This is a genomic window from Variovorax sp. DAIF25 (assembly GCF_050711835.1).
Taxonomy (GTDB): Bacteria; Pseudomonadota; Gammaproteobacteria; order Burkholderiales; family Burkholderiaceae_C; genus Variovorax.
The window spans coordinates 5,260,058-5,278,344 of sequence record NZ_CP136636.1 but is presented as its reverse complement, the minus strand read 5'-3'; the positions used below and the strand labels follow the sequence as shown (position 1 = coordinate 5,278,344).

Genomic DNA, 18,287 nt, shown 5'->3' with positions numbered 1-18,287 from the left:
GACGGATGTCCGGCCCCGCCACTGGCTCCTCAGCCTCCGCCTCCTCCTCCCTCGATCCCGCCGCCGGCGCGGTGCCTTCCCCACCGAGTTTTTCCGATCTCACGCGCGAACGCCCGTTCATGCAGATGTGGGTGGCGCGCCTGTTCGGCACCGCCGCCTCGCAGATGCTGCTGGTGGCCATCGGCTGGCACATGTACGACCTGACCAACAGCGCCTGGGACCTGGGCCTGGTCGGTCTCTACCAGTTCGTGCCGGCGCTGCTGCTGGCGCTGCTCGCGGGCCACGTGGTCGATCGCCACCATCGCGGGCGCATCGTCGCGGCCTGCTTCGCGGTGCAGGGGCTGGTGGCGCTGGCGCTGCTGTTCGCGGTGCTGCGCGGCCACGACAGCCGCGCGCTGCTGCTGGGGCTGTCGCTGGTGCTGGGCGCGGTGCGCGCGTTCCAGATGCCGGCCCAGCAGGCGCTGACGCCGATGCTGGTGCCGCCGGTCATGCTGGCGCGCGCCATGGCCTTCAGCTCGGCCGGCATGCAGGGCGCGATCATCGGCGGGCCGGCGCTCGGCGGCCTGCTGTTCGTGGCGGGCATGGCGGTGGTCTACGGCGCGAGCGTGCTGTTCTTCGTGGTGGCCTGCGCGCTGGTGCTGCGGCTGCGCTATGCCTACGTGCCCAAGGCGCGCGAGCCGGTCACGCTCGGCACCGTGTTCGCGGGCGTCAACTTCATCTGGAACCGCAAGCCGGTGCTCGGCGCGGTCTCGCTCGACCTGTTCGCGGTGCTGCTGGGCGGCGCGGTGGCGCTGCTGCCGATCTATGCCAAGGACATCCTGCACACCGGCCCCTGGGGCCTGGGCCTGCTGCGCGGCGCGCCCGCGGTCGGCGCGCTGGTGATGTCGATCGCGCTCACGCGCCGGCCGATCGAGCGCCGCGTGGGCCGCGCGCTGCTGATGGCGATCGCGCTGTTCGGCCTGTGCATGGTGGTGTTCGGCATCTCGCGCAGCTTCATCGTCTCGCTGATCGCGCTCGCGGTCTCGGGCGGCGCCGACATGGTCAACGTGGTGATCCGCCAGACGCTGGTGCAGCTCGAGACGCCCGATGCCATGCGCGGGCGGGTCAGCGCGGTCAACTCGATCTTCATCGGCGCCAGCAACCAGCTCGGCGAATTCGAATCGGGCGCCACCGCGGCGCTGCTCGGGCCGGTGGGCTCGGTGGTGGTGGGCGGCGTCGGCACGATGCTGGTCGCGCTGACCTGGTTCAGGCTCTTCCCCTCGCTGGCGCAGCGCGACCGGCTGGTGGTGGCGGCGCCGGCCGTGCGCGGCTGAGTCAGGCGTCGTCGAACAGCGAGAAGGCCTGCGGCGCGTCGATCGCGATGTCGCCCAGCGCCTCGGCCACGCAGGGCAGGATCCAGCGCTCGGCCTTTTCCTCGGCGCTCAGGCCCGGCCATTCGATGGTGTGGCGCGCCTCGCCTTCGAGCAATCGGCAGATGCAGGTGCGGCAGGTGCCGTTGCGGCACGAGCTCGGCATCTCGATGCCGGCCGCCTCGGCCGCCTTCAGCACGGTGGTGCCGGCCTCGGTCTCGAAGACCAGGCCCGAGGGCTCGAGGCGGACCTTCATGGCCGCGGCGTCGACGTGCCCTGGCGGCGCTGCTCGCGCAGCATGAAGAGGTAGAGGCTCTCGACCTTCTCGCGCGCCCACGGCGTCTTGCGCAGGAAGCGCAGGCTCGAGCCCACGCTGGGTTCGTGCGTGAAGCAGCGCACCGGCACCAACTCGCCCAGCTGCTGCCAGCCGTAGTGCGCCTGCAGCGCCGTCACGATGGCTTCGAGCGTCAGCCCGTGCAGCGGATTGCGCGGCTGGGCCGGGGGCGGGGTGGGGGAGGGCGGCGAGGCCGGTGCGTCGCTCACGGGTGGCGGATCACTTGTTCTTGAGCTTGCCGCGCGGAATCACCGCCGTGGTGACGACCGCGCGCACCGGCTCGCCGCCGAGTGCCGGGGCCTTCGGCGGGGAGGTGTCCTTCTTCGGTTTCTTGCTTTCCTTGTTGGAACGTTGCTGACCCTTGGCCATGAGGTTTCTCCTGAGCTGCTGCGATGATGGGCTGGGAGTTTAGCGGTGCGGCGACAATAGGCGGTTCCATCCGTTTTTCCCGCATTCATGTCCGACCACGAAGTTCGCCCCGCCACGATGCGCGATGCCAAGGCCATCGCAGAAGTCCACGCCGCCGCCGCCAAGGCCGCCTACGAAGGCATCCTGCCCGAAGAGGAGCTGCGCGCGCTGGCGCTCGCCTCGCGCGAGGCCAAGTGGCGCGAAGCCATCGAGTTCAGCGAACCGCAGGTCCACGTGGCCGAGCTCGACGGCAAGGTCGTCGGCTTCGTCGGCTTCGACCGCTCGCGCGATCCCAAGACGCCGTCCACCGCGGGCGAGATCTGGGCCCTCTACGTCCGTCCCGAGCACTGGGACAAGGGTATCGGCGTCGCCCTCTGGGACGCCGCGCGCGAAGGCCTCGAGGAAGAGGGCTGCACCACGGTCACCATCTGGGTGCCGATCCGCAACGACCGCGCGATGCGCTTCCACGAGCTGGCCGGCTTCAAGCGCGAGATGAAGACCGCCAAGACCACGCAGATCGGCAGCGTGCGCATCGAGGAAATCCGCCTCAAACGCAACGTCGCCTGACATGGACGCCGGACACGCCCCGGGCCACGCCCGCCGGGTGCCATCGCACCAGCGCCGCACGCTCGCCGTGCAGTGGATCCGCCGCACCCATGGCTGGTTCGGCCTCTGGGGCGCGGTGCTCGGGCTGTTGTTCGGCTTCAGCGGCATCTGGCTCAACCACCGCAACGTGCTGAAGCTGCCGCAATCGCAGGAACGCAGCCGGGCCCAGCTCGCGCTGCCCGAGCCGGCGCCGGCCACGCCCGAGGCGATGGCCGCCTGGCTGCAGCAGGCCTTGCGCACCGACGGCCCGCCGCGCTCCACGCGCATCGAGCCCGCGAAGCCGGTGGCCTGGGTCGACCGCAAGGCCGATCCCGAGGCGCCCGCGCTGACGCAGCCCGCGCACTGGACCTTCAACTTCGGCGGCCCGAACGAGACCGTGCAGGCCGACTACTGGCAGGGCAACCGCTCGGTGGGCGTCGCCACCACGCGCAACGGCCTCGTCGCCACCCTCACCAACATGCACAAGGGCGGCGGCATGCCGCTCGCGTGGATCCTGCTGGTCGACACGCTGGCCGGCAGCCTGATCTTCCTGTCGCTCTCGGGCGTGGCGCTGTGGCTGCTCACGCACCGCCGCCGTGCCGTCGGCCTCGCGGTGTTCGGCGTCTCGCTGGCCTCGATGCTGGCGATCGCGCTGAGCGCGCTCTGACGGCTCAGGGCTTCGGCCGACTGCTTTCGGCGTACATCGCGTGGCCGCGCCCGAAGGCGCGGGCCCGGCATGTGCGGATATTCACGGACCCTGCACACGGCAGCGGCTAAGCTCGCGCCTTTCATTTTCCTTTCGCCCATCCATGGCCTCCAGCCTGCTCCTGCTGCTCGACGACATCGCGACCGTGCTCGACGACGTATCGGTCCTCACCAAGGTCGCCGCCAAGAAGACGGCCGGGGTGCTCGGCGACGACCTCGCGCTCAATGCCCAGCAGGTCGCCGGCGTCAAGGCCGACCGCGAACTGCCCGTGGTCTGGGCGGTGTGCAAGGGCTCGCTGGTCAACAAGGTGATCCTGGTGCCGGCCGCGCTGGCCATCGGCACCTGGCTGCCCTGGCTGGTCACGCCGCTGCTCATGGTGGGCGGTGCCTTCCTGTGCTTCGAGGGCTGCGAGAAGCTGGCCCACAAGTTCCTGCACAAGGAAGAACACGCGGCCGACACCGCACGCCACGAACAGGCCGTGGCCGATGCCGCGGTCGACGTGGTGGCGCTCGAGAAGGACAAGATCAAGGGCGCGGTGCGCACCGACTTCATCCTCTCGGCCGAAATCATCGCGATCACGCTGGGCACCGTGCAGGGCCAGCCCTTCACCACCCAGCTCAGCGTGCTGGTGGGCATCGCGCTGATCATGACGGTCGGCGTCTACGGCCTGGTGGCCGGCATCGTGAAGCTCGACGACGCGGGCCTCTACCTGAGCCAGCGCGGCAGTGCCGCCGCGCGTGGCGTGGGCCGCGCGATCCTCGCGGGCGCGCCCTGGCTCATGAAGGGGCTGTCGATCGCCGGCACCGCCGCGATGTTCCTGGTCGGCGGCGGCATCCTGGTGCACGGCGTGCCCGCGCTCGGCCATGCGGTCGAGGCCTGGGCCGCGACCTCGGGCGTGTTCGGCACGCTGGGTTCGATGCTGGTCAATGCCGGCGTCGGCATCGTCGCGGGCGCGGTGGTGCTCGCGGTCGTCGAACTGGTCAAGAAGCTGCGGCGCTGAGCGGCGCGCGACTCAGCGCCGTTGCGAATCCCTGCCGCGCTTCACCAGCTCGACCACCACCAGCGCAGCGCCCAGCGCGAGCGCGAACCAGCCCACCACCGAGGCGCCCGCCACCATCTCGAACCAGCGCGTGCCCTGCAGGAAGTGCGGGCCCAGCAGCACGGCGGCGCCGATGAGCAGGCAGAGGATGCCGCGTTCGAGCATGCGGGGCTGGCGGGAGGGACGGGCCATGGAGATCGATCGGTTCGGTTGGGGGAGCGGCCGCCGCGTTCGCGCCGCGGCCGGGGGCCCGATTCTCCACGCATCGGCACAATGCCCTTTTCGAGCATCCAGCAAGGACCCCGCCGCATGACCATCGAGATTTCGCGCGAGCTGCGCCAGCAGGCCATCACCTCGATCGAGCGCTATTTCCGCGAGAACATGGAGGAGCCGATCGGCAACGTCGCCGCCGGCGCGCTGCTGGGCTTCTTCCTCGAGGAGATCGGCCCCACGATCTACAACAAGGCCGTGGCCGACGTGCAGGAGCGGCTGCAGGCGCGCGTGTCGGAGGTCGACCTCGAGGTGCACGAGGACGAGTTCAGGTACTGGCACAAGTTCGACAAGCAGAAGAAGGGGCGGTAGGCCCGCGGGGCGGCCATGGCAGCGTACCGCGCGCTCGACCACGTGGTGATCCGCCTGCGCGCGGTCGAGCCGCTGTGGTCGCTGCTCGCCGGCGAGCTCGGCCTGCCGGTGAGCTGGCCGCTGCAGCACAGCGCCTTCGCGAGCTTCGGCTGGATCAACGTCGGCAACACCAACCTCGAGCTCTGGGCCGCGCGCGACGACGCCGACATGCCGCCCGAGGCGCAGCCGCCGCGCGTGCAGGGCCTGGCGCTCGATCCGGCCGACCTGGAAGCGAGCATCGCCGAACTGGCCGCGCGAGGTATCGCCTGCAAGCCGCCGCGTGCGCACCGCACGCAGGACGCATCGGGCGCGTCGGTCACCAACTTCACCAACGCGGTGCTGCTCGACCTGTCCTCCGATGCCTGCTGCGTCTTCTTCTGCGCCTGGGATGCGGCCGGCACCATCTATCCGTGGCCGGAGAAGCTCGATGCGCCGCAGCGGCGTGCTCGCGATGCGGAGGTCTTCCAGGCCAGCGCGGGCGGGCCGCTGGGGCTGGTCGGTCTGCAGAGGATCGGCCTGGCCGTGCCCGACGAGGCCGAGGCGAGCGCGCGATGGCGCGCGCTGACGGCCTCGCCGCGGGGCCCGATCGCGCTGATGCCCGACATCGCCGTGGCGCTGGCCCCGGGCCGGCATCCGTTCGCGACCATCGAATCGCTGCGCTTCGGCGTGCGCTCGCTGCCGCAGGCGCGCGCCTTCCTGGCCGAACGGCAACTGCTCGAGGCCTCGTCGCCCGACGAACTGATGCTCGCGCGCCACGCCTGCGCCGGCCTCGACCTGCGCTTCGTGGAAGCGCCACGTGGCGCCGGCGCATCGGACTGAATTCAAAACTGTCAGCAAACGTTGCAGAATCGACGGCCATGCCTCGCCATCGCACCGCCCCTTCCTCGCCGACCCACCCGCGCCCGTTGCGCGCCGCCTGCCTGCTGCCGCTGCTGCTGGGCGCCTCGCTCGCCTGCGCGCAGTCGCAGAACCCGGCCGACTTCCCGCTCGAATCGGTCGGCTACCTCAACGAGGAACTGCCGCGCATGGAGGCCGCCGTCGCCTCGAGGAACCGCGAGTTCTTCCATGGTGCGATGGCGCGCACCATCGAGTTCTCGGAACGCTGGGGCTTCAAGTCCAGGGCCAACCCGCAGCTCGCCAAGTACCCGATGTGCACCGACGCCGTGATGGACTACGTGGTGGTCGGCCTGTGCCGGCTCGATCCCGCGGGCGATGTCTGCGAGCCCGGGCTCGCGCCGCGCCTCGATGCCAACGTGAAGCGCTGCCGCGAGGTGGCCGCGCAGCGCTGAAAGAACAACGAGCGTGCGCGATCGGCGCGCACCGGAGACAGGAAAGACCATGGACTACGCCCGCTACCAGACCCTCGCCATCACGCGCCGCGGCGCCAATGGCACCGTGCTCGACATCCAGATGCGCGCGGCCAACGGCAAGCTGCCCACGGCCGGCCACGACGGCCACCGCGAACTCGCCGAGATCTGGCGCGATGTCTCGGCCGACGACTCGGTGCGCTGCGCCGTGCTGCGCGGCGAGGGCATGGGCTTCTCGGGCGGCGGCGACCTCGGCATGGTGCAGGACATGACGGCCGATGACGCGATCCGTCAGCGTGTGTGGCGCGAGGCGCGCGACCTGGTCTACAACATCATCAACTGCGACAAGCCGATCGTGAGCGCGATGCACGGCCCGGCCGTGGGCGCGGGGCTGGTGGCGGGCCTGCTGGCCGATATCTCGATCGCCACGCGCGGCGCGAAGATCGTCGACGGCCACACCCGCCTGGGCGTGGCGGCCGGCGACCATGCGGCGATCGTCTGGCCGCTGTTGTGCGGCATGGCGAAGGCCAAGTACCACCTGCTGCTGTGCGAGCCGGTCAGCGGCGAGGAGGCCGAGCGCATCGGCCTGGTGTCGCTGGCGGTGGACGACGCGGAACTGCTGCCGCGCGCCTACGAGGTGGCCGACCGCCTCGCGGCCGGCAGCCAGAGCGCGATCCGCCTGACCAAGTACGCGCTCAACAACTGGCTGCGCCAGGCCGGGCCCACCTTCGACGCCTCGCTGGCGCTCGAATTCATGGGCTTCGCGGGCGCCGACGTGCGCGAGGGCGTGGCCTCGCTGCGCGAGAAGCGCGCGCCGAACTTCGGCTGACGCGCCCCGTCTTCAGGCCTTGCGCAGGCCCTGCAGCGTCTGCAGCAGCACCACGCGCGTCTGCCCCAGCACCATGCCCTTCCACTCGTCGTTGTCGCAGTAGAAGGCATCGCGCAGCTGGCGGCGGATCTCGCGCTGCTGTGCGTCGGAGGCTTCGGGATGGCGGCGCAGCCAGGTGTCGGCGCGCAGGCGCGTGAGCACCTCGTTGTCGGGCAGGGTGCCGAACTCCAGGCCCATGGGCGCGACGCGCGCGTTCGGGCATTCGTCGTAGGCGGTCGAGATCACCGGGCCCGAGACGTCGGCCGAGGCCGAGTCGCCCGCGAAGGGCGCGAACACGTCGGCGCCCCACCAGGCATGGGCCATGGCCAGGTCCTCGGGCGTGTTGCGGCCCGGGTAGATCTTCTCGCCGTGGCCATAGGGGCCCAGGCCCGTGTGCACGTCGATCCAGCCGATGTGCGTGGCCGAGGCCGCGTACTTGCGCAGGATCGACCGGATGGTCCTGTTGCTCCACGAGGGCGCGGTGCCGCCGTAGAACAGGCCATCGGGCGAAACGTACTGGCCCTTGGTGACGGCGGCGCGGAAGGCGCGCATGCCGTGCTTGTCGATGTAGGCGGCGACGGCCGCCTCGTCGGCCGACGTCGGCGGCCAGCTCGCGGGCAGCACCAGCGGTTCGACGTCGGTGTACTCGGCATTCACCGGCAGCGGCGCGCCGAAGTCGATGTGGTTGCGGTTGAGGTCGATGTTGTCCTCGTTGGTGCGGTGCAGGTGCGAGAAGCCGTGCGGATTGACGGCATGCACCAGCAGCAGCGCGACGCCGGCCTGCTGCAGGCGCGCGAGCAGGTCTTCGTCGTGCAGGGTCGCGACCTGCGCGCCCGAGCCGCAGAAGCCCTCGGGGCCGTGCGTGCCCGAGGTCACGAGCAGCAGCTTCTTCGCGTCGATGGCGCCGAGCAGTGCGACGTCGGTCGCGAGTTCCTCGCCGAGCGCGCCGCGGTGCGCTTCGTGGACGAAGGACTCGATCGAAGCGCCGCGAGCGCGCGCGGCCTCGAGGAACTTGGCGCGGGCCTCGACATAGGTGCCCGAGAAATGCCGCGTGGCGGCGGTGCTGTGGGTGAGAGCGGTCATGGAGGAATCGTGGGGAGGAATGGTCGAGACGATGGATCAGGCGTGCGCGCCGGCCGCGTCGATGTCGCGGCCCGTGTGGTCGCGCAGCCAGAGCAGGCCCAGCAGCGAGACCAGGGTCATGATGACCAGGTACCAGGCCGGCGCGAGCTTGCTGCCGGTGGCATTGAGCAGCCAGGTGCTGATGAAGGGCGCGAAGCCGCCGAACAGCGCCACGCCCACGCTGTAGACCAGCGACATGCCGCTGGCGCGCACCGCCTTCGGGAACATCTCGGGCAGCATCGTGATGCCGGGCACGGTCTGGCCCACCAGGCCCAGGCTCAGCACGCCGAGCACGATGAACAGCACGGCGGGCGTGGGCGAGGCATTGAGCCAGAGGAAGCCCGGGTAGATCAGCACCACGAGGAAGACGCGGCTCCACAGGATCAGCGGCTTGCGGCCCACGCGGTCCGACAGCAGGCCCACGAAGGGCGCGAAGGCGAACGAGATCAGGCCGGTGAGCGCGGCGCCGAACAGCGCCACCGAGGGCGTGAGGCCGAGCTCGCGCACCGCGTAGGTCGGCATGTAGAAGGTGACGACATAGGCCGCCGTGGTGCCGCCGACCAGCGCGAGGATGGCGGCCAGCACGGTCTTGCCGTGCTGCGAGCAGACGATCTTGAGGCTGCTCTCGCGGCGCGGCGCGGTGGCCGATTCGGGCGCGATCTGCAGCGATTCCTCGAGATGGCGGCGGATGTACATGCCCACCGGCGCGATCAGCATGCCGAGGACGAAAGGCACGCGCCAGCCCCAGCTCTGCATGTTCTCGGGCGACAGCGTGAAGGTGAGCGCGCCCACCACCACCGCGCCGAGCATCACGCCCAGGCCCTGGCTCGCGAACTGCCAGCTCGCCATGTAGCCGCGGTTCTGCGGCGTGGCGTGTTCGACCAGCAGCGTTGTCGAGGCGCCGACCTCGCCTCCGGCCGAGAAGCCCTGGATCAGCCGCGCCAGCACGATCAGCACCGGCGCCGCGACGCCGATGCTCGCGTAGGTCGGTGTGAAGGCGATCACCGCGCAGCCGAGCGCCATCAGGAAGATGGTGAGCGTCATCGCCTTCTTGCGGCCCGCGCGGTCGGCATAGGCGCCGATCACGATGCCGCCCAGCGGCCGCATGATGAAGCCGACGCCGAAGGTCGCGACCGTGAGCAGCAGCTGGCCGTAGCCGCTGAAGGTGGGAAAGAACAGCTTGCCGATCACCAGCGCGAGGAAACCGTAGACGGTGAAGTCGAAGAACTCGAGGCCGTTGCCGATGGTGGTGGCGACGATGGTCTGGCGCCGGCTGGCGGCGCTGTGCGCGGGACGGGTGGGGCTCATGTCTCGGGGTGTTGGTGTGGTTCTGTGGGAATGCGGGTAGGTCGAAGGTCTTCGGCCGCGACGGATGCTAGAGAGTCGGTTGCTCGCTGAAAAGACAATAATTGGGCCAGTACGATAACTTTTGGTTGTCGCCTGTCCGGCACCCGTTCTCCATGAAACCCAACCAGTTGCACGCCTTCGTCGCGGTGGTCGAGCAGATGAGCATCCGCGCCGCGGCGCGCGTGCTCGGCATCTCGCAGCCCGCGGTGACCAAGATCGTGCGCGAGCTCGAGCGCGAGGTCGACGCGCCGCTGGTCGAGCGCAGCGTCAAGGGCGTGCGGCTCACTCCCTTCGGCGAGGCCTTCGCGCCGCGCGCGCGCATGCTGCTGGCCGACATGCAGCGCGCCCGCGAGGAGATCGCGCAGATTCGCGACGGGCTCACGGGCCGGGTCGCGCTGGCCGTCAGCACCTCGTTCGCGCAGACCATCCTGCCGGCGGCGTTCAAGGACTTCCATGGCCGGCTGCCGGCCGTCGACGTGCAGTTCAGCGAGGCGGTGCTGCCCTGGATGCTGGCTCGGCTGCGCGAGGGCTCGCTCGACTTCGCGGTGGCCCACGTGGTGCCGGGCCGGCTCGATCCGCAGTTCGAGGCGATCGAGCTGTTTCCGGTGAAGCTGGTGGTGGGACTGCGCGAGCGCCATCCGCTGCGCGCGAGCCGCTCGATGGCCGAGCTCGCGACCGCCGAGTGGATCCTGCCGGGCGACGACCATTTCAGCGGCCGCGAATCGATCTCGGCGCTGCTGCCGCTGGGCCTGCCGGCGCCGCAGCGCGTGATCCAGGGCCACTCGGTCACGGTCGCGCTGTCGCTGGTCGGACAGATGGACCTGATCGGCCTGTTCGTCGAGCCGCTGGCCGCGCTGAGCTTCAAGCGCCACGGCATCCGGCGCGTGGACGTGGTCGAGACGCTGCCGACGCTCAATGTCTGCGTGGTCAAGCGCCGCGGCCAGTTGCTGACGCCGGCCGCGCAGCACTTCGTCGAATGCATCCAGCGCGCCTCGGCGCGCGCGGTCGCGACCTGATCAGCGGCCGCGCCAGGCCGGCGGCCGTCCCTCGGTGAAGGCCGCCACGCCCTCGGCGAAATCGGCGCTGCCGTAGCAGCGGCGCACGAGGTCGTCGGTGTCGGGCGCGCCCTGCGTCGTGCCGCGCCGAAGCGCTTCCTTGGCGGCCGCCTGCGTCACGGGCGCCAGCGCGGCCAGCCGCGCGCACAGCGACTGCAGCGCGCCGTCGAGTGCCTCGCTCGCGCAGACCTGCTCGAGGAAGCCGCAGGCCAGCGCCTCGTTCGCATCGAGGATCTGCGCCAGCAGCAGCATGCGCCGCACCGGCTGCAGGCCCCAGGCCGCGCGCAGCCGTGCGAAGTTCAGCGACGACAGCGTGTTGCCCAGCGTGCGCGCGATCGGCACGCCGAAGCGCGCGCCCGGCGTCGCGAGGCGGAAGTCGCAGGCGGTCGCGATCGCGAGCCCGCCGCCCACGGCCCAGCCCTCGACCACCGCCACGGTCGGCATCGGCAGCGCCTCGATCAGGCCGATGCCGGCATCGATGCGCCGCTCGTAGGCCACGCCGTCGTCGCCGCCCGCGAAGTCGCGGAACTGCGCGATGTCGGTGCCGGCCACGAAGGCCTGGCCGCCCGCGCCGCGCAGCACCGCCACGCGGACCTCGCCGGCGCGCGCGGCCAGCGATTCGCAGTGCGCGGCGAGCGACTGGTACATGGCCCAGGTCATGGCATTGCGCGCGGCCGGCCGGTCGAACACCAGCGTGGCGATGCCCGCCGTCACCGAGAGATGAACGCTGCCTTCGCTCATGACCCGAAGGCTCCGGCCGCGGCCAGCTCGCGCTGCGCCGGCGCATCGATGCCGAGCTCGGCCAGCACCTCGGCCGTGTGCTGCCCCAGCAGCGGCGGCGCGCGCCGCACCTGCTGCGGCGTGCCGCCCATCTTCACCGCGAAGCCGATGTTGGGCACCTTGCCCTCCACCGGGTGGTCGATCTCGATGCGCATGCGGCGGTGCCGGCCATGCTCGCTCTCGAAGGCCTCGGGGTAGCTGAGGATCGGCCCGGCCGGAATGCCCACGGCCAGCAGCCGGTCGATCCAGTGCTCGCAACCTTGTTCGGCGAAGCTGCGCTCGAGGCTCTCGATCAGCGCGTGCCGGTTCGCCAGGCGCAGCGACACCGTCGCGAAGCGTGCGTCATCGAGCAGGTCGGGCCGCTCCAGCGTGGCGCACAGCATCTGCCACAGCTTCTGGTTGGTGGCGCCCATCACGAAGTGGCCATCGGCCGCCTTCATCGCCTGGTAGGGCGCGCTCATGCGGTTGGCGGTGCCGAGCTGCTCGGGTTCGCGGCCGGTGCCCCAGTACTCGCTGATGTCCCAGATCGAGAAGGCCAGCGCGGAATCGAACAGCGAGGCATCGACGTACTGGCCGCGGCCCGTGGCCTTGGCGCCGATGTAGGCCGACAGCATGCCGTAGGTGGCGAACAGCGCGCAGCCGATGTCGGCCACCGGCACGCCGGCCTTGGCGGGCGGGCCGTCGGGATGGCCGGTCACGCTCATGATTCCCGACATCGCCTGCGCCATCAGGTCGAAGCCCGGCCGGCCGGCCCAGGGCCCGGTCTGGCCGAAGCCCGAGATGCTGACGTAGACCAGCCGCGGGTTGATCGCGCTGAGCGTCTCGTAGTCGGTGCGCAGCCGCTTCATCACGCCGGGGCGGTAGTTCTCCACCAGGATGTCGGCCTGCGCCACCAGCTTGTAGAGCACCTCGCGCCCGCTGTCGGACTTGAGGTCGAGCGCGATCGAGCGCTTGTTGCGGTTCATGTTGAGGAAGCCCATGCTGTCCGTGCCCTTGAGCTTGAAGCCCATGGCGCCGCGCGTCTGGTCGCCGCCCTGCGGCGGCTCGATCTTGATGACGTCGGCGCCGAGGTCGGCCAGCAGCATGCAGGCATAGGGGCCGGCCATGACCTGGCTCACGTCGAGCACGCGCACGCCGGCCAAAGGAAGGGGACGGGAGGAGGAGGTGTCGCTCATCGGTTGGCGTCTTTCAGGGGGAAAGGAAAATGGTCTCAGGCATCGGCGCGCACGCCGGCTTCTTTCACGATGCGGCCCCACTTGGCGTACTCGCTCGCGATGAAGGCGCCGAACTTCTCGGGGCTGCCGCCCGCGTCCTCGGCGCCGAACTCGTCGAGCCGCTGCGCGATGTCGGGCAGGGCCAGCACGCGGTTGATGTCCTCGCTCATGCGCTGCACCATCGGCGCGGCCATGCCGCGCGGGCCGACCAGGCCGTACCACGAGGCCGCGTCCAGCCCCGGAAAGCCCGACTCGGCGAGCGTGGGCACGGTGGGATGGCTGCGCGCGCGCTGCAGCCGCGTCTGCGCGATCGCGATCACCTTGCCCTGCTTCACGAAGGGCGTGGCGGCGGTCATGGTGTCGAAGGCGTAGTCGATCTGCCCACCGAGCAGGTCGACGATCAGCGCGCTCGAGCCCTTGTAGGGCACGTGTACCGCATCGACCTTGGCCTGCAGCTTGAACATCTCGAAGGCCAGGTGCTGCGCCGAGCCGATGCCCGAGGAGCCGAAGGAAACGCGCCCCGGCCGCTCGCGGCACAGCGCCACGACGTCGGGCAGGGTGCGTGCCTTCTGCGCCGGCGCGCAGGTCAGCATGTTCGGCGTCACGCCCACCAGGGTCAGCGGCGTGAAGTCGCGCCGCGGGTCGTAGCGCACGCCGGTCAGCAGCGCCGGCGCGATCGCGTGGCTGTTGACGTGCGCCATCAGCAGGGTGTTGCCGTCGGGCGGCTGCTTGCTCACGTAGTCGGCCGCGATCGCGCCGGTGGCGCCGGGCTTGTTCTCGACCAGCACCGAGGCGTTCCACATCGCGCCGAGCTTCTGGCCGATGACGCGCGCCAGCACGTCGGTGCCGCCGCCGGGCGCGAAGCCCACCACGATCTTCACGGGGCCGGCCGGTGGCGCCGCCTCGTTCGCGGCGCGCACCAGTCCCGGTGCGGCGAGGGCGGCCGCGGCCGCCAGGGTGAAGCTTCTGCGTTGCATGCTGCGATGTCTCCGTCGTTCTTTAGGTTCGACGGATGGTGCGCAAGCCCCGCACCGGGCGCCATCGCTATTTGGGCGAGGCTGGATTCGCGTTTTGCGTATCCGCGAGCACGCGCGCCACGCTGGCCGCGGCACGCGACAGCGAATCCCCGGCGCGATGGCACAGCACGAACTGGCGCCGCGCCCAGTCGCCGCGGATCGGCAGTCGCGCAAAGCGGCTGCCCGCAGCCACATGGCGCGCGATCGCCGCCGGCATGACGCCGATGCCCAGGTCCTGCGCCACCAGCGCCGCGATGCTGTCGAAGCCGCCCACGCGCATGCGCATGCGCAGCAGCTGGCCGGTCTCGTCGGCCAGCCGCGCGAGCATGAGCGAGATCGCCGAGCCCTCGTTGAGCACGATCAGGTCGCAGGCCAGGATGTCCTCGAGCACCACCTCGCGCCGGCTGGCCAGCGCATGGCCGCGCGCGGTGACGGTCACCAGCCGGTCGCCGCGGTAGGGCAGCATCGGCAGGTCGATGGCGCCGAGGCTGGCCTCGTAGATGCCGATGTCGACCGTGCCGCGGCGCAGCGCCTGCTGCACCACCTGGCTGTTCATCTCCTGCAGGTCGATGCGCACGCCGGGGCAGGCGGCGGCGCAGCGCTCGATGTCGCGCGGCATGAACTGGATCACGGCCGACTTCGGCGCCGCCACGCGCACCACGCCCTGTTCGCCGCCGAGGTAGGAGGCCGCGTCGTCCTGCATGCGCAGCACGGTGTGCGTGATGTTGCGCGCATGCGCGAGCATCGCGCGCCCGGCATCGGTCAGCACCATGCCGTGCGGGCGGCGCTCGAACAGCGCCACGCCGAACTGCGATTCGAGCTCGAGGATGCGGCGCGAGGCCGCGGCCGGCGCCATGTGCATGCGCTCGGCGCCGCGCGTGACGCCGCCGAGCTCGGCGGTGGCGATGAAGAGCTGGACCGTCGTCAGGTCGAAATGCAGGCGCGTGCTCATGGGAAGGCGATGCCGGCCTCGCCGCTGCGCCAGGGCGGGTTCTTGCGCATGACGCTGTCGAACAACGGCGAGGCGATCCAGTTCGCGAGCCAGGCGCGCAGCCGCGGCCAGGGCTGGGCCTCGAACCAGGCCGGCTCGACCATCGCGTACTGGCGCACGAAGGGCATCAGCGCGGCGTCGGCCAGGGTGGCGTGGGCGCCGAGCAGGAAGGCCGCGGCGGCCAGCCGCGCCTCGAGCTCGCGCAGGAAGCGCGCGCCCTGTTCGCGGGCCTCGGCCTGCACCGCGTCGGCGAAGCGGCCCGGGTACTTGTAGCGGTCGAGCTGCGGCTTGAAATGGTCGTCGCAGGCGGCGACCAGCGCCTCGGTGTCGCCGGGCTGCAGCCAGCGCAGCGGATCGTGGGCCGCGAGGGCCCAGCGCATGATGTCCAGGCTCTGGTCGATCACCGTGCCGTCGGCCAGCACGAGCACCGGCACCGTGCCCTTGGGCGAGGCGGCCAGCATCTCGGGCGGCTTGCGCTTGAGCTCGACCTCGCGCAGCTCGCAGCGCTGACCGCTCGCCGCCAGCGCGAGGCGGGCGCGCATCGCATAGGGGCAACGGCGGAAGCTGTAGAGCACGGGCGGGGTCATCGGCGGCGGGAAGGCGGAGGCGGGCCCCGAGTCTATCGGCGCGGCCGGAGGCGGCGGTGGCGGGCGCTTTTCCGCTTTACATGCAACCGTGTTGCGTCATTCATATAATGCAATGCAGTTGCATATCAACGAGACCCACGCCATGCCCCAACGCCTTCCCGTCACCGTGCTGTCCGGCTTCCTCGGCGCCGGCAAGACCACGCTGCTCAACCATATCCTGCACAACCGCGAGGGCCGGCGCGTGGCAGTGATCGTCAACGACATGAGCGAGGTCAACATCGACGCCGCGCTGGTGCGCGAGGGCGGGGCCGAGCTGTCGCGCACCGACGAGCGGCTGGTCGAGATGAGCAACGGCTGCATCTGCTGCACCTTGCGCGAGGACCTGCTGATCGAAGTCGGCCGGCTCGCGAAGGAAGGCCGCTTCGACCAGCTGGTGATCGAGTCGACCGGCATCTCCGAACCGCTGCCGGTGGCCGAGACCTTCACCTTCGCGGGCGAGGACGGCAAGAGCCTGGCCGACGTGGCGCGGCTCGACACCATGGTCACGGTGGTCGATGCCTTCAATTTCCTGCACGACTACGGCTCGGCCGACAGCCTGCGGCAGCGCGGCCAGTCGCTGGGCGACGAGGACGTGCGCACCGTGGTCGACCTGCTGATCGAGCAGATCGAGTTCTGCGACGTGCTGGTGCTCAACAAGACCGACCTGGTGAGCGCGGCCGAGCGCGAGCGGCTGATGGCGATCCTCAAGAGCCTGAATCCGCGCGCGCGCATCGAGCTGTCGCAGTTCGGCCGCATTTCGCTCGACCGGGTGCTCGACACCGGCCTGTTCGATTTCGCGCAGGCCGAGCAGGCGCCGGGCTGGCTGGCCGAGCTGCGCGGCGAGCACCTGCCCGAGAGCGAGGCTTACGGCATCCGCAGCTTCGTCTACCGCGCGCGGCTGCCGTTCAATCCGCAGCGCTTCTGGGACCTGGTGCAGGAGGAATGGGAGGGCGTGGTGCGCTCCAAGGGCTTCTTCTGGCTCGCGAGCCGGCCCACGCGCGCGGGCAACTGGTCGCAGGCCGGGGGCGCCTGCCGCTACGGCGCGGCGGGTTTCTGGTGGGCGGCGGTGCCGCGCGAGCACTGGCCCAGCGATCCCGAGGGACTGGCGCTGATCCAGAGCCACTGGGACCCGGCCACGGGCGACGCGCGGCAGGAACTGGTGCTGATCGGCATCGGCATGGACGAGGCCGCGCTGCGCGCGCGGCTCGATGCCTGCCTGCTCACCGAGGAAGAGATGCGCTACGGCGCCTCGTGGTGGCAGAACCTGCCGGACCCTTTCCCGTCCTGGAACGTGTAGGGCGGGCGGCGGGCCGGGCCGCGGGTGCGGCTTCGGCGGGCACGCAGTCGCCGCAGGTGCCGTGCAGGGTGAGCGCGGTGCGGCGGGTGTCGATGCCCTGCTTGCGCAGCGCGCGGCCGAGCCGGCCCATGACCTTCGGCAGCTCGGGGTCGGAGGGCAGGGCCAGCACCTTGTGGCACTGGTCGCACTCGAAGGTGTTGCCCGAGGCGGCCTCGACGTGGCGCGCGAAGCGGTTCACGCGGTCGGCGCCGACGCGGCGGTCGCACAGGCCGACCTCGACCAGCCGGTCGAGCACGCGGTAGATCGTGACCCGGTCGGGTTCCTCGCCGGTGGCGGTGGTGTAGGCCGCGGCGACTTCGTCGTGCGTGAGCGGTTGGGAGGTGTGCTCGAGCAGCTCGAGCACGGTCTGGGCGGCGCGCGTGACGCGCAGTCCGCGGTCGCGCAGCTGGCTTTCGCTGTCGAAGGTTGCGTGGGCCATTCGGGGCTTCGGTTGCGAGGTCGTTGTCTTCATGCGAGCCGCCATTGTGTTGCATACCGCGCCGTCGTGGGCGCGCCGCGGCGAATCGCCCGGCTTCCATGCCAGATAATCCGCGCGAATCGGACAGACCACGGACGCCACGACGCAACAGCATGGACACGGGACGCGACGGCGACGCACTGAGCCACCTGCTCGCGGGCTACAAATCCGAGCGCGCCGTCACGGCGCGCTTCTCGCTGTCGGCGCCCTGGGCGCTGCACTCGACCGGCGTGGACGGCCCGCTGATCCGCCTGTGCACCGGCGCCCCCTACTGGATTTCGGTGGCCGATGCCGAGCCGGTGCAGGTGGCGCCGCACGACATCGCGATGCTGCCGCAGGGTGGCGCGCACACCGTGTCGTCGGCGCCGGGGCTCGAGGCGCGGCCGTTCCGCGAACTGATCGCCGCGCATTCCACCGGCCGCCATGGCGACCACCCGATCGTGTTCTCGCACGGCGGCGGCGGTCCGGTCACCGAGCTGTTCTCGCTGCACCTGTGGCTGCCGGCCCAGGGGCTGGGCTCGATCATCGCGAGCCTGCCGCCGCTGATCGTGCTGCGCCAGGCGCAGATTCCCACCACGGCTTCGCTCGCGCTGGCGATGGAGACGCTGGTCAACGAGACCGTGGCCCAGCGCCCGGGCTGGCAGCTCTCGGCCGCGCGCATGGCCGACCTGCTGCTGGTCCACATCCTCTGCGAGCACCTGTACGCGCAACCGTCGGCGGCGCCGGCCGGTCCCGCCGCGCCGGCCGAGCGCCTGGGCACCCTGCGCGGGCTCGACGACGAGAGCATCGCGCGCGCCATGGCGCTGATGCACGAGCGGCCCGCCCATCCGTGGTCGGTGGCGACGCTGGCGCAGGCCAGCTACCTGTCGCGCACCATCTTCAGCGAGCGCTTCCGCACGCTGGTGGGCGTGACGCCGATGCACTACCTGGGCTCCTACCGCATGACGCTGGCGGCCGAGAAGCTCAAGAACCGGCAGCTGAGCCTGCACCAGGTGGCCGAGTCGGTGGGCTACGAGTCGGAAAAGGCCTTCTCGCGCGCCTTCCAGCGCTGGACCGGGCTCACGCCCAGCGCCTACGCCCGGCGCCACGGCGCCGCCTGAACGCC

23 protein-coding genes are annotated in these 18,287 nt (G+C 71.0%); 11 read left to right on the top strand and 12 right to left on the bottom strand.

The features are described 5' to 3' along the window. The first annotated feature begins 119 nt into the window (after positions 1-119). Positions 120-1,313 carry an MFS transporter gene (locus R0232_RS24315; RefSeq protein WP_093339968.1) on the top strand — a complete coding sequence of 398 codons (1,194 nt, stop codon included), beginning with the start codon at positions 120-122 and terminating at the stop codon, positions 1,311-1,313. 1 nt (position 1,314) lies between these two features. Here R0232_RS24315 and R0232_RS24310 read toward each other — a convergent pair whose 3' ends face one another. The 3 genes from R0232_RS24310 to R0232_RS24300 are packed head-to-tail and all read right to left on the bottom strand — an operon-like array spanning position 1,315 to position 2,052. Further along, on the bottom strand, positions 1,315-1,605 hold the full coding sequence (locus R0232_RS24310) for a 2Fe-2S iron-sulfur cluster-binding protein (RefSeq protein WP_431509687.1): 291 nt from the start codon (positions 1,603-1,605) through the stop codon (positions 1,315-1,317). Beyond that, positions 1,602-1,892, bottom strand: a complete 291-nt coding sequence (locus R0232_RS24305) for a VF530 family DNA-binding protein (protein WP_431509686.1) — start codon at positions 1,890-1,892, stop codon at positions 1,602-1,604. Before R0232_RS24305 ends, R0232_RS24310 begins: the two co-directional genes overlap by 4 nt. Before the next feature lie 10 nt (positions 1,893-1,902). Beyond that, entirely contained in the window at positions 1,903-2,052 is a 150-nt protein-coding gene (locus R0232_RS24300) for a hypothetical protein (protein ID WP_177239215.1), read from the bottom strand. An 87-nt stretch (positions 2,053-2,139) separates the two neighbouring features. Between R0232_RS24300 and R0232_RS24295 the strand changes: the two genes are divergently transcribed. The 3 genes from R0232_RS24295 to R0232_RS24285 all read left to right on the top strand — a co-directional run bounded on the left by R0232_RS24295 (position 2,140) and on the right by R0232_RS24285 (position 4,382). Further along, positions 2,140-2,658 carry a GNAT family N-acetyltransferase gene (locus R0232_RS24295; RefSeq protein ID WP_093339960.1) on the top strand — a complete coding sequence of 173 codons (519 nt, stop codon included), beginning with the start codon at positions 2,140-2,142 and terminating at the stop codon, positions 2,656-2,658. A gap of 1 nt (position 2,659) precedes the next feature. After that, positions 2,660-3,343 carry a PepSY-associated TM helix domain-containing protein gene (locus R0232_RS24290; RefSeq protein ID WP_431509685.1) on the top strand — a complete coding sequence of 228 codons (684 nt, stop codon included), beginning with the start codon at positions 2,660-2,662 and terminating at the stop codon, positions 3,341-3,343. Between the two features lie 142 nt (positions 3,344-3,485). Continuing rightward, positions 3,486-4,382 carry a DUF808 domain-containing protein gene (locus R0232_RS24285; RefSeq protein WP_208512200.1) on the top strand — a complete coding sequence of 299 codons (897 nt, stop codon included), beginning with the start codon at positions 3,486-3,488 and terminating at the stop codon, positions 4,380-4,382. Positions 4,383-4,394: 12 nt separating this feature from the next. Here the strand turns inward: R0232_RS24285 and R0232_RS24280 are convergent, their stop codons facing one another. Then, positions 4,395-4,613 (bottom strand): hypothetical protein, encoded by a 219-nt coding sequence (locus R0232_RS24280; protein WP_431509684.1) that lies wholly within the window; start codon positions 4,611-4,613, stop codon positions 4,395-4,397. A gap of 117 nt (positions 4,614-4,730) precedes the next feature. Here R0232_RS24280 and R0232_RS24275 point away from each other — a divergent pair, with 117 nt between their 5' ends. Genes R0232_RS24275 through R0232_RS24260 form a run of 4 tightly spaced genes read left to right on the top strand, consistent with a single transcriptional unit; the run spans position 4,731 to position 7,178 of the window. Continuing rightward, positions 4,731-5,003, top strand: coding sequence for a DUF2164 domain-containing protein (locus tag R0232_RS24275; RefSeq protein ID WP_296789294.1), 273 nt, complete (start codon positions 4,731-4,733; stop codon positions 5,001-5,003). Between the two features lie 15 nt (positions 5,004-5,018). After that, a complete protein-coding gene (locus R0232_RS24270) occupies positions 5,019-5,861 on the top strand; it encodes a VOC family protein (protein WP_431509683.1) in 843 nt (280 codons plus the stop codon). Positions 5,862-5,899: 38 nt separating this feature from the next. After that, positions 5,900-6,331, top strand: coding sequence for a hypothetical protein (locus tag R0232_RS24265; protein ID WP_296789296.1), 432 nt, complete (start codon positions 5,900-5,902; stop codon positions 6,329-6,331). Between the two features lie 49 nt (positions 6,332-6,380). Next, positions 6,381-7,178: an enoyl-CoA hydratase/isomerase family protein gene (locus R0232_RS24260; protein ID WP_209545446.1), complete on the top strand. Its 798-nt coding sequence runs from the start codon at positions 6,381-6,383 to the stop codon at positions 7,176-7,178. 12 nt (positions 7,179-7,190) lie between these two features. Here the strand turns inward: R0232_RS24260 and R0232_RS24255 are convergent, their stop codons facing one another. After that, the gene (locus tag R0232_RS24255; protein ID WP_431509682.1) at positions 7,191-8,300 is read right to left on the bottom strand and encodes a M14 family metallopeptidase; all 1,110 of its coding nucleotides are present in this window, start codon (positions 8,298-8,300) and stop codon (positions 7,191-7,193) included. A 36-nt stretch (positions 8,301-8,336) separates the two neighbouring features. Then, complete coding sequence (locus tag R0232_RS24250; protein ID WP_093339942.1) at positions 8,337-9,647, bottom strand: MFS transporter; 1,311 nt, start codon at positions 9,645-9,647, stop codon at positions 8,337-8,339. A gap of 152 nt (positions 9,648-9,799) precedes the next feature. On the opposite strand from R0232_RS24250, the gene R0232_RS24245 reads away from it, so the two are divergent. Beyond that, positions 9,800-10,702, top strand: a complete 903-nt coding sequence (locus R0232_RS24245; RefSeq protein ID WP_261217476.1) for a LysR family transcriptional regulator — start codon at positions 9,800-9,802, stop codon at positions 10,700-10,702. On the opposite strand, the gene R0232_RS24240 is transcribed toward R0232_RS24245, so the two are convergent. The 5 genes from R0232_RS24240 to R0232_RS24220 all read right to left on the bottom strand — a co-directional run bounded on the left by R0232_RS24240 (position 10,703) and on the right by R0232_RS24220 (position 15,329). After that, positions 10,703-11,482, bottom strand: coding sequence for an enoyl-CoA hydratase/isomerase family protein (locus tag R0232_RS24240; protein ID WP_431509681.1), 780 nt, complete (start codon positions 11,480-11,482; stop codon positions 10,703-10,705). Beyond that, the gene (locus R0232_RS24235; RefSeq protein ID WP_431509680.1) at positions 11,479-12,696 is read right to left on the bottom strand and encodes a CaiB/BaiF CoA transferase family protein; all 1,218 of its coding nucleotides are present in this window, start codon (positions 12,694-12,696) and stop codon (positions 11,479-11,481) included. Before R0232_RS24235 ends, R0232_RS24240 begins: the two co-directional genes overlap by 4 nt. Before the next feature lie 35 nt (positions 12,697-12,731). Next, positions 12,732-13,712 (bottom strand): tripartite tricarboxylate transporter substrate binding protein, encoded by a 981-nt coding sequence (locus R0232_RS24230; RefSeq protein WP_431509679.1) that lies wholly within the window; start codon positions 13,710-13,712, stop codon positions 12,732-12,734. 67 nt (positions 13,713-13,779) lie between these two features. Beyond that, complete coding sequence (locus R0232_RS24225) at positions 13,780-14,703, bottom strand: LysR family transcriptional regulator (RefSeq protein WP_431509678.1); 924 nt, start codon at positions 14,701-14,703, stop codon at positions 13,780-13,782. After that, complete coding sequence (locus R0232_RS24220) at positions 14,700-15,329, bottom strand: glutathione S-transferase N-terminal domain-containing protein (RefSeq protein WP_431509677.1); 630 nt, start codon at positions 15,327-15,329, stop codon at positions 14,700-14,702. The genes R0232_RS24225 and R0232_RS24220 overlap by 4 nt, the downstream gene beginning before the upstream one ends. Before the next feature lie 142 nt (positions 15,330-15,471). On the opposite strand from R0232_RS24220, the gene zigA reads away from it, so the two are divergent. Beyond that, entirely contained in the window at positions 15,472-16,665 is a 1,194-nt protein-coding gene (gene zigA, locus R0232_RS24215; RefSeq protein WP_431509676.1) for a zinc metallochaperone GTPase ZigA, read from the top strand. Here the strand turns inward: zigA and R0232_RS24210 are convergent. Next, the gene (locus R0232_RS24210; protein WP_256222257.1) at positions 16,589-17,143 is read right to left on the bottom strand and encodes a Fur family transcriptional regulator; all 555 of its coding nucleotides are present in this window, start codon (positions 17,141-17,143) and stop codon (positions 16,589-16,591) included. The two genes, zigA and R0232_RS24210, sit on opposite strands and share 77 nt — an antisense overlap. Before the next feature lie 152 nt (positions 17,144-17,295). Between R0232_RS24210 and R0232_RS24205 the strand changes: the two genes are divergently transcribed. Continuing rightward, positions 17,296-18,282 (top strand): AraC family transcriptional regulator, encoded by a 987-nt coding sequence (locus R0232_RS24205; RefSeq protein ID WP_093339923.1) that lies wholly within the window; start codon positions 17,296-17,298, stop codon positions 18,280-18,282. Positions 18,283-18,287 lie beyond the last annotated feature (5 nt).

Coding starts and splice junctions, on each gene's coding strand:
- R0232_RS24315 (WP_093339968.1), top strand. CDS start 120: ATGCAGATGTGGGTGGCGCGCCTGTTCGGCACCGCCGCCTCGCAGATG.
- R0232_RS24310 (WP_431509687.1), bottom strand. CDS start 1,605: ATGAAGGTCCGCCTCGAGCCCTCGGGCCTGGTCTTCGAGACCGAGGCC.
- R0232_RS24300 (WP_177239215.1), bottom strand. CDS start 2,052: ATGGCCAAGGGTCAGCAACGTTCCAACAAGGAAAGCAAGAAACCGAAG.
- R0232_RS24295 (WP_093339960.1), top strand. CDS start 2,140: ATGTCCGACCACGAAGTTCGCCCCGCCACGATGCGCGATGCCAAGGCC.
- R0232_RS24290 (WP_431509685.1), top strand. CDS start 2,660: ATGGACGCCGGACACGCCCCGGGCCACGCCCGCCGGGTGCCATCGCAC.
- R0232_RS24285 (WP_208512200.1), top strand. CDS start 3,486: ATGGCCTCCAGCCTGCTCCTGCTGCTCGACGACATCGCGACCGTGCTC.
- R0232_RS24280 (WP_431509684.1), bottom strand. CDS start 4,613: ATGGCCCGTCCCTCCCGCCAGCCCCGCATGCTCGAACGCGGCATCCTC.
- R0232_RS24275 (WP_296789294.1), top strand. CDS start 4,731: ATGACCATCGAGATTTCGCGCGAGCTGCGCCAGCAGGCCATCACCTCG.
- R0232_RS24270 (WP_431509683.1), top strand. CDS start 5,019: ATGGCAGCGTACCGCGCGCTCGACCACGTGGTGATCCGCCTGCGCGCG.
- R0232_RS24265 (WP_296789296.1), top strand. CDS start 5,900: ATGCCTCGCCATCGCACCGCCCCTTCCTCGCCGACCCACCCGCGCCCG.
- R0232_RS24260 (WP_209545446.1), top strand. CDS start 6,381: ATGGACTACGCCCGCTACCAGACCCTCGCCATCACGCGCCGCGGCGCC.
- R0232_RS24255 (WP_431509682.1), bottom strand. CDS start 8,300: ATGACCGCTCTCACCCACAGCACCGCCGCCACGCGGCATTTCTCGGGC.
- R0232_RS24250 (WP_093339942.1), bottom strand. CDS start 9,647: ATGAGCCCCACCCGTCCCGCGCACAGCGCCGCCAGCCGGCGCCAGACC.
- R0232_RS24245 (WP_261217476.1), top strand. CDS start 9,800: ATGAAACCCAACCAGTTGCACGCCTTCGTCGCGGTGGTCGAGCAGATG.
- R0232_RS24240 (WP_431509681.1), bottom strand. CDS start 11,482: ATGAGCGAAGGCAGCGTTCATCTCTCGGTGACGGCGGGCATCGCCACG.
- R0232_RS24235 (WP_431509680.1), bottom strand. CDS start 12,696: ATGAGCGACACCTCCTCCTCCCGTCCCCTTCCTTTGGCCGGCGTGCGC.
- R0232_RS24230 (WP_431509679.1), bottom strand. CDS start 13,712: ATGCAACGCAGAAGCTTCACCCTGGCGGCCGCGGCCGCCCTCGCCGCA.
- R0232_RS24225 (WP_431509678.1), bottom strand. CDS start 14,703: ATGAGCACGCGCCTGCATTTCGACCTGACGACGGTCCAGCTCTTCATC.
- R0232_RS24220 (WP_431509677.1), bottom strand. CDS start 15,329: ATGACCCCGCCCGTGCTCTACAGCTTCCGCCGTTGCCCCTATGCGATG.
- zigA (WP_431509676.1), top strand. CDS start 15,472: ATGCCCCAACGCCTTCCCGTCACCGTGCTGTCCGGCTTCCTCGGCGCC.
- R0232_RS24210 (WP_256222257.1), bottom strand. CDS start 17,143: ATGGCCCACGCAACCTTCGACAGCGAAAGCCAGCTGCGCGACCGCGGA.
- R0232_RS24205 (WP_093339923.1), top strand. CDS start 17,296: ATGGACACGGGACGCGACGGCGACGCACTGAGCCACCTGCTCGCGGGC.